Source organism: Nocardioides alkalitolerans (genome assembly GCA_038184435.1).
Taxonomy (GTDB): Bacteria; Actinomycetota; Actinomycetes; order Propionibacteriales; family Nocardioidaceae; genus Nocardioides; species Nocardioides alkalitolerans_A.
On sequence record CP116227.1, the window covers coordinates 4121494 to 4133042 of the forward strand.

Genomic DNA, 11549 nt, shown 5'->3' on the forward strand with positions numbered 1-11549 from the left:
CGTCCGCTTCGATCTACGTCAGGGGTTCTCATGAAGAAGCTTCTCGTGGCGATCATCTCCACGGTCGTGATGGCCGTTGGCGTGCTCGCCGGTTCGGCCGCAACTGCGCAGGCCGCCGAGGGTTACCCGGGGCAGTACGCCACGGGTTCCCGCCTCACGCCCGACCCGATCTCCAACGTCGGCAAGGCCGGCACGGGCAAGGGCTTCAAGATCTTCTACGCCGGTGAGCCCGGCGTCCGCCTCAACGGCACGGTCTACATCTCGATCCGTCGCTACGGCACGAGCACCGTGCAGGTGAAGCAGTACGACTACAAGGGCATCACGCGCTACTACACGACGCCGACCTTCACCCCCAACGTGAAGGCCAACTACCGCGTCACGGTCACGTTCATCCCGGAGGACGAGCAGTTCCGCCCGTCGGTCCGTGCGTGGAACGTGTGGGTCACCCGCTCCGGCATCGCCTGAGCCCCCGCCTGACCGGAACGGCCCCCGCCCTCGGGCGGGGGCCGTTCTGCTTTTCCGGCGGCCGGAAGCAGACCGGGGTCTCAGTAGACGAGCGCCTGGACGCCGTCGGCGAGGATCTCCTCGGCGAACGTCGCGGCGCCGGCGATGCGCACGCCCGGCAGCAGGTCGATCTCGGTGATCCCGCGGCGTACGGCGCACTGCGTGCACACCGTCACCTGACCGAGCTCGACGACGGTCGCGAGCAGGTCGGCGAGCGGGGTGGCGTGGGGGAGGGCGAACTCCTCGGCGCGACCGTGCACGCCGAACCAGGCGGCCTCGCCGGTGAGCCACAGGCCGACGTCGGCCCCGGCGGCGGCGGCCGCCGCGGCGACCGTGAAGGCCTGGTTGCAGCGCTCGGCGTCCTCGGCCCCGCAGGTGACCTTGATCCTCAGGCTTCGCATCCCGCCAGCCTAGGGCGAGGCGCGGACGGCCGCCGATAGACTCCCGCGTCATGGATGCCGTGCTGATCGCCGTGCTCGTCGCCGCGCCCCTCGGGCTCGCGGCGTTGGCCCTCCGTGCGTTCGCGCGCCTCGTGGGCGCCGGGGCCGGGGGTCGGGCCTGATGGCGTTCGAGCTGCCGTCCGACCTCCACCCCGACTGCGGGCCGATCGCCTGGATGCTGGGCACGTGGCGCGGCAACGGCCACGGGGACTACCCGACGATCGAGCCCTACCAGTTCGGCCAGGAGCTCATCTTCACCCACGACGGACGCCCGTTCTTCCACTACATGGCGCGCTCGTGGGTGGTGGACGCCGACGGCGCGAAGGTGCGCGACGACGCGATCGAGACCGGGTTCCTCCGCGCGCTGCCCGGCGGCAAGGTCGAGCTGCTGCTCAGCCACGAGTCCGGGGTCGTCGAGATCTGGATCGGTGAGGCGGAGGGCGGCAAGCTCGAGATCGTGACCGACGCGATCGGCCGCACCGAGGGCGCCCCCGAGGTGACGGGCGGCAAGCGGCTCTACGGCAACGTCGAGGGCGACCTGCTCTACGCCTACGACCTGGCGGCGTTCGGCGAGGCCCTGCAGCCCCGCACGTGGGCGCGTCTGCAGCGGGCCTGACCGTGGGCGCGCACCAGCCGGCCGCGCCGGGGGACGGCGTCGAACCGGACTGGCGCGCCCGCCTCCGGGCGCAGGGCTACCGCCTGACCCCGCAGCGCGAGCTGATCCTGCAGGCGGTGACCACCCTGCGCCACGCGACCCCCGACGAGGTGCTCGCCGAGGTGCGCAAGTCGTCGTCGGCGGTCAACCTCTCCACGGTCTACCGCACGCTCGAGGTGCTCGAGGGCCTCGGCCTCGTGCGGCACGCCCACCTGAGTGACCGGGCGCCGACCTTCCACGCCGTCGACGACGGCCACGAGCACTTCCACCTCGTCTGCCGGAAGTGTGGGCGCATCTCGGCTGTTGACGTGGAGGAGGCCGCTCCGTTCCTCGACGCGCTCCGCGACCGCCGCGGGTTCGTCGCCGACGCCGGCCACCTGGCCATCTTCGGGGAGTGCGTGCGCTGCCCGACCGAGGAGGAGACGCAGTGACCGACGACGGAGCCACCCCCAGCGCCCCCGCGAGCCCCCTGCTGCGCCTCCCGGGCGCCGTGGCGGCCAACGGCCTCGACGCCGCCGTGGCGGCCCACTACGGGTCGTTCAACGTCGAGCAGCGGCGGCTGGTGGCGGGCGAGGGCTTCGTGGACCTCTCCCACCACGACGTGATCCGGGTGACGGGGGAAGACCGCCTGACGTGGCTGCACTCCCTGACGACGCAGCACCTCACGGACCTTGCGCCCCGGGAGTGGACGGGCGTGCTCGTGCTCAGCCCGCAGGGCCACGTCGAGCACGCCTTCTACGGGTACGACGACGGTGAGGCCTTCCTCGCGCACACCGAGCCCGGTCAGGGCGCGGCCCTGGTGACCTTCCTCGACCGCATGCGCTTCTGGTCGAAGGTCGAGGTGGCCGACGTGACCGCCGAGTGGGCGCTCACGTGGCGCCCGGCGGCGTCACGAGGAGACGGCCCCTACGCGGCGTACGAGCTCGTCCCGCGCGACCAGCTGGAGGCGTACGCCGCGGCCGCCGGCCCGGCGGCGGGTCTCTGGGCCTTCGAGGCCCTGCGCATCGAGCGGGGCGAGCCCCGCCTCGGTCTCGACACCGACCACCGCACCATCCCCAACGAGGCAGGGTGGATCGGTCCGGCGGTGCACCTCGACAAGGGGTGCTACCGCGGGCAGGAGACGGTCGCGCGCGTCCACACGCTGGGCCGACCCCCGCGGCGCCTGACGCTGCTCCACCTCGACGGCTCGCAGGAGACGTTGCCCACAGCGGGGGCCGAGCTGCGGCTGGGGGATAAGGTCGTCGGCTTCGTCGGCACGTCCGCGCGCCACCACGAGCTGGGCCCGATCGCGCTGGCCATGGTGAAGCGCAACGTGGCGCTGGACGCGACCCTCGAGGTGGAGGGCATGCCCGCCGGGCAAGAGGTGCTCGTCGACCCCGAGGTGGGTCTTCACGTCCGTCCACGCCTGCGCTGATCCCTCGCTAGAGTCACGCCCATGCGTGCTGCCCGCGGCTGGAAGCTGCCCGTCCTGCTCGCCGGCGTGCTCCTCCTCGGAGTGGTCCTCTGGGGTGTGTGGCTGGTGGTGCGCACGAGCACCGACCTCGCAGCCGCGGCCGACGACGCGCGCACGCTGCAGGACGCGGTGACCGACGGTGACGACGCTGCGGCCGACGCCGCCCTGGCGAGCCTGCAGGACCACGCCTCCTCCGCGGCGGGGCGCACCGACGGCCCGCTGTGGTCGGTGATGACGTGGACGCCGTTCGTGGGCGACGACCTCGAGGGCGTGCGCGCCGTCAGCACCGTGCTCGACGACCTCGCCCAGGACGGGCTGGCCCCGCTCGTGGAGACGGCCGGCAACCTCGAGACGCTGAGCCCCCGCGACGGCCGGGTCGACCTCGAGGCGGTGGCGGCCCTCCAGGGGCCGGTGGCCCAGGGCAACGATGCGTTCCAGCGCGCCGTCGCCGAGCTCGACCGGCATGACTCCGAGGGGTACGTCGGGGTGGTGCGCGACCAGTACCGCGAGGTCGTGAGCGAGGTCGGCCGCGCCGCCCGGGTGCTCGACTCCGCTGACCGCGCCGTGCAGGTCATGCCGTCGATGCTGGGGGCCGACGGTCCGCGGCAGTACCTCCTGATCTTCCAGAACAACGCCGAGATCCGCGCTGGCGGAGGTCTGCCCGGATCCGCGGCGCTCGTCACGGCGGTGGACGGCCAGATCGAGCTGGCGCGCCAGGTGGCGGGCAGCTCGTTCGGCATGACGGACGAGCCGGTGCTGCCGCTGACGGACGCCGAGGACGAGATCTGGAACCGCCAGCTCGGCACGTACTTCCTCGACGCCAACTTCACGCCCGACTTCCCGCGGTCGGCCGAGCTCTGGCAGGCGCGGTGGGAGCAGGAGTACGAGCCGGTGGACGGCGTCATGGCGATCGACCCGGTCACGTTGTCCTACGTGCTGGGGGCCGTCGGGCCGATCGACGTGCCGGGCGGGCCGCGCCTGACGGAGGACAACCTCGTCGACGAGCTGCTGCACCAGGTCTACCTGAGGTACGACGACCCCGCCGAGCAGGACGCGTACTTCGAGGCGGCGGCGGCACGGACGTTCGACTCGCTGTCCGCTGGTGGCGGTGACCCACGTGCGTTGATCGAGGCGCTGGGCCGCGGCGTCAACGAGGGCCGCATCAAGCTGCACTCCTTCACCGATGCGGAGCAGACCGTCGTGGCCGGCACCCGCATCGCTGGCGAGCTGCAGACCGACCCGGACAACGCGAACCCGCAGGTCGGCGTCTACCTCAACGACACCACCGGCGCGAAGATGTCCTACTTCCTGCGGCACGAGGTGCACGTCACCGCGACGAGTTGTGCGCGTGGGGAGCAGCGACTCTCCGGGCGCGCGTACCTGCTGTCCGACGCTCCCGAGAACGCGGCCCAGCTCCCTGACTACGTCACCGGCGCTGGTCGGTACGGGATCGAGCCCGGCAAGCAGCTCGTGTCGGTGCAGATCATCGGACCGGTGGGCGGCGAGATCGACGACGTCACCTTCAACGACGAGCCCTACATCGCGGCACCGACCGTCGACCTCGACGGGCGCCCCGTGCTGACCGTGCTGGCTTTCCTCGACCCGGGCTTCACCGCGGACATCCGGTGGACAATGACGACGGGCCGCGACCAGCCCGGTTCGGTCGAGGTGGACACGACCGCTGGCGTCGAGCCCGACGACCTGTCCTCCACGGTGGCGTCCGCCTGCCGGCCCTGAGCGGAGCGCTGCCACGGCTGCGTGCCTCCCTCGCTGGCGACGGCTTGAGCGTCGGTGCGCCGGGAGCTGCCTCACCGCGGTGCGTGCCTGACATGACAAGGCCCCCGCCACCGGTCATGACCGGTGGCGGGGGCCTCACGTCGTCCTGTCACCGAGAGCGCTTGCCGCGCTGAGCCCCGTCCTCGTCGGTGCTCTTGGGAGAGCGCGCGGCGCGTCGCCCCTCCTCGGGGCCGTAGCCGTACCCGTAGCCGTACCCGTAGCCGTACCCATAGCCGTAGGCGCCGCCGGCCTTCGGCGTCATGTTGAACACGACACCGAGGGCTGCCGCGTCGACCTGCTCCAGGCGTCGCACCGCGCCGTTCAACTGGTCGACGGTGGTCTTGCCGTGCCGCACGATGACGAGTGCGCCGTCGGCCTGCGCCGACAGCAGGGCGGCGTCGGTGACCGGCAGCAGGGGCGGTGCGTCGATGAGCACGACGTCGTACGTGTCCCGGACCTCGGCGAGGAGGTCCTTCATGGCAGCCGACTGGATGAGCTCGGCCGGGTTCGGCGGGATCGCGCCGCCGCCGAGCACGTCGAGACCGGACTCGTGCGACTGAATGGCGTCAGAGAGCGTCACTCGCCCCAGCAGAACGGTGGTCACGCCGATGCTGGAGTCGAGGCCTAGCGCTGTAGCGGCCTTCGGTCGTCGCAGATCGCACTCGATGAGGAGGGTACGCTCGCCACCCTGGGCGAGTGCGAGAGCGAGGTTGACCATCGTGGTCGTCTTGCCCTCGCCCGGGACAGCCGACGTGCCGACGAAGACCTTGGATGTCTTGTCGAGGTCGATGAACTGGAGATTGGTGCGCATCACGCGGAACGCCTCGACCCGCGGCGCGTGCGACGGCAGGGTGGTGATGAGCGGATCGTTTCTGACCGTGGAGTCATACCCGATGGCGCCGATGAGCGGCGCGTCGGTCGCACCTGCGATGTCCCCGGCCGACTTGACCGTGGTGTCGAGCAGGTCCCGCAGGATGGCGAGGCCGATGCCGAGGAGCGCGCCGAGAATAAGGCCGAGTGCGATGTTGCGCGTCGGTTGTGGCGAGACGGCCGTGCCGTTGAAGTCGGCCGGGTCCACGATGGTCGCCTTGATAGGTGCGACTGTCTGTCCCGGAGGTGTCTCGAGCTCCCGCACCAGAGCGACCATCGCCTCGGCGTATCCCTGGGCGATGCGCTGCGCGTCCTGCGCGTCGCCATCGGTGACGCTGATCTCGAGGTTGACGGTGTCCGGAACCACACTCGCCGAGACCCGGCGCAGCAACTGCTGCGGAGTGAGGTCGAGTCCGAGCTCGTCGATGACGTCGCCGGCGAGCTCGCGGCTCTGGATGAGGTCCGCGTAGGACGCGACGCGCTGCTGCGAGTACAGGCTGCCGGTGTACGCATCCCCCGTCGTGCTGCTGCCCTGGGTGCTGACGAAGAGGCGGGCGGACGACTCGTACTGGGGGGCTACGGTGAAGGTGTACGCCGCGCTCGCAGCGACACACAGCAGCGTGACGATAGCGATCGACAGCCACGCCGAGCGGATGATGCGCAGGTAGTCGCGGAGAGTCATCCCTCTCCCGCCAGCGTGGTCTGGGCCATGGTCGGTCATGCTATCCGTGCAGGACCCCCCGCGCCGACCTTCGGGGGTATCACACGTCTGGGTGTGGTGTACGTGTCATTTCTGAGAAGCAGATGCGGTGAGCCGGTCCATGGCGCAGACTGGGCGCCGGCCCGTCCCCCCTTCTCGACCTCCGGAGCCCGTGTTGACGCTCGCCCTCGCCTCCTCTCACCGGGACAGCGCCGCGGCCGACTCCTCGCGTGGTTTCCGGCATCGGGCGCTCGTCTCGATCCCGCTGACGGCGCTCGCCACCGACACCATCGCGATCGCGGTGACGGCGGCTCTTGCAATCACAGGTCGGAACCGGCTCTCCTTCTTCGAGGCGGGCAGCGACGTCTCCGGCATGCTCGGCGTGGTCGGGCCCCTTATGTTCTTCGCCTGGGTCGCCACGATCGCTGCCTCTGGCGGGTACGCACGGTCGGTATTCGGAGCCGGCCCCGACGAGTACAAGCGCGTCGTCAACGCCTCGTTCCTGACCGCCGCGGTCGTGGGGGTGGGCTGCTACCTCGCCAAGTTCCCCCTCTCGCGCGGCTTCTTCCTGCTCGCGTTCGTCATCGGCGTCCCGCTGCTGGTTCTCGGCCGGTTCGGCCTGCGACGTGCCCTTCACAAGGCGCACCGTCTCGGCGTGCTGCAGCACCGGGTGGTCATCGCGGGGCGGCCGTCCCACATCGACGAGATCGCCGCTGTCCTCGACCGTGAGTCGTGGCTCGGCTACCGCATCGTCGGCGCGGTCACCCCCGCGGGCCACGTGAGCACGACGACCGCCTCGGGGATCCCGGTCATCGGCGACTCCGCCGACTTGGCGAGCGTCGCCAGTGGAGCCGGCGCCGACATCGTCTTCTTCGCCAATGGCGCCTTCCGCACCTCCGACGAGATGCGCCGCGCCGCTTGGGACCTCGAGCAGCACCGGACGCAGGTCGTGGTGGCGCCCAGCGTCACCGACGTCGCCCGCGAGCGGATCACGGTCCGCCCGGTTGGGGGCCTGCCCCTCATGCACCTCGACACGGCCCGGTCTGCCAAGGCGTCGCGCTGGGCCAAGCGCACCTTCGACCTCATCGGCGCCTCCGTCCTGGTGACAGTGCTTAGCCCCCTCCTGGTGCTGGCGGCGCTGCGGGTCTGGGCCTTCGACCGCGGACCCATCCTCTTCCGCCAGACGCGCACCGGACGCGACGGCGTCGAGTTCGCGTGCCTTAAGTTCCGCTCGATGGTCACGAACGCCGAGGAGCTGCTTGCGAAGCTGCACGCGGAGGCGGGCTTCGACGGCGGCCTCTTCAAGATGAAGGAAGACCCGCGCATCACGAAACCCGGCAAGTGGCTGCGTCGATTCTCCATCGACGAGCTGCCCCAGCTGTTCAACGTGATCCGTGGTGAGATGAGTCTGGTCGGCCCCCGGCCTCCGCTGCCCGCCGAGGTCGCGACGTACGACGACGACATGCGTCGCCGCCTCCGCGTGCTGCCCGGGATGACCGGGCTGTGGCAGGTGTCCGGCCGCTCGGACCTGTCGTGGGAGGAAGCCATCCGCCTCGACATCTACTACGTCGACAACTGGTCGATGATGCAGGACCTCAGCATCCTCGCTCGCACGGTCGGTGCGGTGGCGAGCTCCCGCGGCGCCTACTGACGCCGCGGTTCCCTCCCGAGCTACGACCGGGGTCGCCTTCCTGGGGGACGGCGAGCCCGGTCGTGTCGTTGGTGCCGGGTCAGGCCAGGTCGGCCTGGAGCAGTCCCTCCAGGTACGCGCCGTACCCGCTCTTGCGCAGCGGCTCGGCACGGTCGCGCAGCTCGTCGTCGCTCAGCCAGCCCATGCGCCACGCGACCTCCTCGGGGCAGCCGATCTTCAGACCCTGGCGGCCCTCCAGCGTGCGCACGAAATTGCTGGCGTCGTTGAGCGAGTCGAACGTGCCGGTGTCGAGCCAGGCCGTGCCGCGGGGCAGGATCTCGACCTGCAGCCGGCCCTCCTCGAGGTAGATGCGGTTCAGGTCGGTGATCTCGAGCTCGCCGCGCGCCGACGGCGTGAGCTCCTTGGCGCGGCCGACGACGTCGTTGCCGTAGAAGTAGAGCCCCGGCACCGCGTAGTTGCTGCGCGGCTTGGCAGGCTTCTCCTCGAGCGAGGTGGCGACGCCGGAGGCGTCGAAGTCGACGACGCCGTATGCCGTCGGGTCGGCCACCTGGTAGCCGAAGACCGCGGCGCCGTCGATGTGCTCGAAGCGGCGCAGCTGAGTGCCGAGGCCGGGGCCGTAGAAGATGTTGTCGCCGAGCACGAGGGCGACGGACTCGGTCCCGATGTGCTCCTCACCGATCACGAACGCCTGGGCCAGGCCGTCGGGGCTCGGCTGCACGGCGTACGTGATGCTCACCCCCAGCTGCGACCCGTCGCCGAGGAGGCGGCGGAAGGCCTCGTTGTCGTGCGGCGTCGTGATGATGAGGACGTCGCGGATGCCGGCGAGCATGAGGGTGGTCAGCGGGTAGTAGATCATCGGCTTGTCGTAGACGGGCACGAGCTGCTTGCTGACGCCGAGGGTGATCGGGTGGAGTCGCGACCCGGTGCCGCCGGCCAGGATGATTCCGCGCATGGGAGCAGCCTAGTGTTGCGCCCATGCAGCGCATCCTCGTGACCGGCGGTGCCGGGTTCATCGGCTCGAACTTCGTGCACTACCTCGTCGCCCACGCCGACGCGCAGGTGACCGTGCTGGACAAGCTGACGTACGCCGCGAGCCGCGAGTCGCTGGCTGCTCTCCCCGCGGACCGGGTCGAGCTGGTGGTCGGCGACATCGCCGACGCGAGCGTGGTCGAGCCGCTCGTGGCGCGCCACGACGCCGTCGTGCACTACGCGGCGGAGTCCCACAACGACAACTCGCTGAACGACCCGAGCCCGTTCATCCAGACCAACCTCGTGGGCACGTTCGTGCTCCTTGAGGCCGTCCGCAAGGCCGGGGTGCGGTTCCACCACATCTCGACCGACGAGGTCTACGGAGACCTCGAGCTGGACGACCCGAACCGCTTCACGGAGGCCACCCCCTACACGCCGTCGTCGCCCTACTCCGCGTCGAAGGCCGGCTCCGACCACCTGGTCCGGGCCTGGGTGCGGTCCTTCGGCGTGCAGGCGACCGTCTCCAACTGCTCGAACAACTACGGGCCGTGGCAGCACATCGAGAAGTTCATCCCGCGCCAGATCACCAACGTCATCGACGGCGGTCGTCCGAAGCTCTACGGCGCCGGCCTCAACGTGCGCGACTGGATCCACGCCGACGACCACTCCTCTGCCGTCTGGACCATCCTGCAGAAGGGCCGGATCGGTGAGACCTACCTGATCGGCGCCGACGGGGAGAAGAACAACCTCGAGGTCGTCGGCATGATCCTGGAGGCCTTCGGTCGACCCGCTGACGACTTCGACCACGTCACCGACCGGGCCGGTCACGACTTGCGCTACGCCATCGACTCCTCCAAGCTCCGCAACGAGCTGGGGTGGCAGCCCGCGTACGGTGACTTCGCCGAGGGCCTCGCACGTACGGTCCAGTGGTACCGAGACAACGAGGCCTGGTGGCGTCCGCACAAGCGGGCGGTCGAGGCAACCTATGCAGCCAAGGGGCAGTGACAGTGGCAATCGCGAAGCAGTCCATTCCGGAGCTCGCTCGACGGGCCGAGGGCGTCCTCGCGGCGCGTGCCCGGGAGGGCACGGAGCCCATGACCTACGGCGAGCTGGCCGAGGCGGTCAGCGACGGTGACCGCAAGTACACCGCCACCGACATGGGGACGCTGCTGAAGCACGTGGGCGAGCGCGGGCAGTACTCGTGGTCGCGGCCGCTCTTGGCGTGGGCGGTCAACGAGACCGGCAAGCCCAGCGCGGTCGACGTCGACGCCTCGAGCAACGCCGCCGACCCGGCTAAGGAGCGCGAGCGTTGGCACCCGCGCATCGCGCGGCACTTCGACCTCGACGACGAGTGAGCGGGAGGCGCGCGTGCCGCGCCCGCACGATTCGGGCACGGCGAAGGCCTGCCGCAGAACGGCGAACACAGGACGGGCGCGCCGGATAGCTGTAGCGTCCGCCGCGTGCCAATGCTGTCGGACACCCGCATCGCTTGGGTAGATGTAGCGCGAGGGCTTGCGATAGCTCTTGTCGTGCTCCACCACGCGATCCAACGCTGCGTCGCCGCGGGAGCGGCGGGCGAGTGGCTCTGGATCACTAACGGTCTTGCGACGATGCGGATGCCGCTGTTCTTCACCGCCGCGGGATTGTTCGCCGTGAAGTGGGTGCTCTCGGACCGACGTTCGTGGCGCGAGATGGTGAATGCCAAAGTCCTGCTCTTCCTGTGGGTCTACGTCCTGTGGGTTGTGCTCCGCTATCTCTGGTTCGTACCGCTTCCTAGCAGTGACGAGACCCCTGCCCCTGCGGTTCTTCTCTCGCGACTGTGGCTGCCTGACGGTGGTTGGTTCATCTACGTGCTTGCCCTCATGTTTGTCCTGGCCAAAGCAGCCGCCACCTTCCGGGTCCCGCCAGCCGTGCAGGTTGGTCTGGCGGTAGTCGCTAGCGCAGTGAGCGCAGACGACGCCGTGGCCACCGGCAATCCTGGCTGGGACGGTCTGCTTCGCTACACCGTGTTCTTCCTCGCAGCAATCCACGGTCGGGATCTCTACTTGCGGGCCGCCATGCGGATCTCTCGCCCCATCGGCTGCGGCGTGGTACTGGTGTGGGTGGTTGCCTACGCGGGGGCTGAGCGGTTGGGTGTCGAGGAAGAGTGGGGAGTGGGGCTAGCGCTTCGCGTGGCCGGAGTGTGCGCTGGCGTCGCGCTCGCTGTCTCGCTGAGTTTCTCGGCCCGCCTGGCCAACCTGGGCAGGTCCACCCTTCCGATTTACATGACCCACCAGTTGCTCATCATCCCGATCGCGGGCGCGGCCGGCAGGTTTTACCCACTCTCGTCCGACCCCGTCTTATCGGTGCTTTCCCCGGTGCTGTTGGCTGCAGCCGTGCTCGCCGTCACCTACTGGTGGGGACGCAGAGCCGGGAGGTTCCACCTCGGGTGGTTGTACGCCCAGCCACGCTGGTTCGAACTGCCGCGCCCGCCACGAAGGGAGTCTTCCCGATCCGGCGGCACCAGGGATCCTGGTCGCCTAGGGTGACGC

At 70.2% G+C, this 11549-nt stretch carries 12 protein-coding genes; 9 read left to right on the forward strand and 3 right to left on the reverse strand.

What is annotated here, in order from left to right:
- Positions 1-30: 30 nt before the first annotated feature.
- Positions 31-465: a hypothetical protein gene (locus PIR53_19615; protein WZH52210.1), complete on the forward strand. Its 435-nt coding sequence runs from the start codon at positions 31-33 to the stop codon at positions 463-465.
- A gap of 80 nt (positions 466-545) precedes the next feature.
- Here PIR53_19615 and PIR53_19620 read toward each other — a convergent pair whose 3' ends face one another.
- Entirely contained in the window at positions 546-905 is a 360-nt protein-coding gene (locus PIR53_19620) for a DsrE family protein (protein ID WZH52211.1), read from the reverse strand.
- 160 nt (positions 906-1065) lie between these two features.
- On the opposite strand from PIR53_19620, the gene PIR53_19625 reads away from it, so the two are divergent.
- From PIR53_19625 to PIR53_19640, 4 genes are read left to right on the forward strand one after another with little or no spacing between them, the layout of a single operon-like run.
- Positions 1066-1560, forward strand: a complete 495-nt coding sequence (locus PIR53_19625; protein ID WZH52212.1) for an FABP family protein — start codon at positions 1066-1068, stop codon at positions 1558-1560.
- Positions 1561-1562: 2 nt separating this feature from the next.
- Positions 1563-2030 carry a transcriptional repressor gene (locus PIR53_19630; protein ID WZH52213.1) on the forward strand — a complete coding sequence of 156 codons (468 nt, stop codon included), beginning with the start codon at positions 1563-1565 and terminating at the stop codon, positions 2028-2030.
- Entirely contained in the window at positions 2027-3013 is a 987-nt protein-coding gene (locus tag PIR53_19635; protein ID WZH52214.1) for a folate-binding protein, read from the forward strand. The genes PIR53_19630 and PIR53_19635 overlap by 4 nt, the downstream gene beginning before the upstream one ends.
- Positions 3014-3034: 21 nt before the next feature.
- A complete protein-coding gene (locus tag PIR53_19640; protein WZH52215.1) occupies positions 3035-4789 on the forward strand; it encodes a DUF4012 domain-containing protein in 1755 nt (584 codons plus the stop codon).
- A gap of 148 nt (positions 4790-4937) precedes the next feature.
- Here the strand turns inward: PIR53_19640 and PIR53_19645 are convergent, their stop codons facing one another.
- A complete protein-coding gene (locus tag PIR53_19645; protein ID WZH52216.1) occupies positions 4938-6380 on the reverse strand; it encodes a polysaccharide biosynthesis tyrosine autokinase in 1443 nt (480 codons plus the stop codon).
- Positions 6381-6573: 193 nt separating this feature from the next.
- Here PIR53_19645 and PIR53_19650 point away from each other — a divergent pair, with 193 nt between their 5' ends.
- Positions 6574-8049, forward strand: a complete 1476-nt coding sequence (locus tag PIR53_19650) for a sugar transferase (protein WZH52217.1) — start codon at positions 6574-6576, stop codon at positions 8047-8049.
- Between the two features lie 79 nt (positions 8050-8128).
- On the opposite strand, the gene rfbA is transcribed toward PIR53_19650, so the two are convergent.
- Complete coding sequence (gene rfbA / locus PIR53_19655; protein ID WZH52218.1) at positions 8129-9001, reverse strand: glucose-1-phosphate thymidylyltransferase RfbA; 873 nt, start codon at positions 8999-9001, stop codon at positions 8129-8131.
- 23 nt (positions 9002-9024) lie between these two features.
- Between rfbA and rfbB the strand changes: the two genes are divergently transcribed.
- From rfbB to PIR53_19670, 3 genes are all read left to right on the forward strand, one after another.
- Entirely contained in the window at positions 9025-10023 is a 999-nt protein-coding gene (gene rfbB, locus PIR53_19660; protein WZH52219.1) for a dTDP-glucose 4,6-dehydratase, read from the forward strand.
- A 2-nt stretch (positions 10024-10025) separates the two neighbouring features.
- A complete protein-coding gene (locus tag PIR53_19665; GenBank protein ID WZH52220.1) occupies positions 10026-10373 on the forward strand; it encodes a hypothetical protein in 348 nt (115 codons plus the stop codon).
- A gap of 111 nt (positions 10374-10484) precedes the next feature.
- Entirely contained in the window at positions 10485-11546 is a 1062-nt protein-coding gene (locus tag PIR53_19670; GenBank protein ID WZH54481.1) for an acyltransferase, read from the forward strand.
- Positions 11547-11549 lie beyond the last annotated feature (3 nt).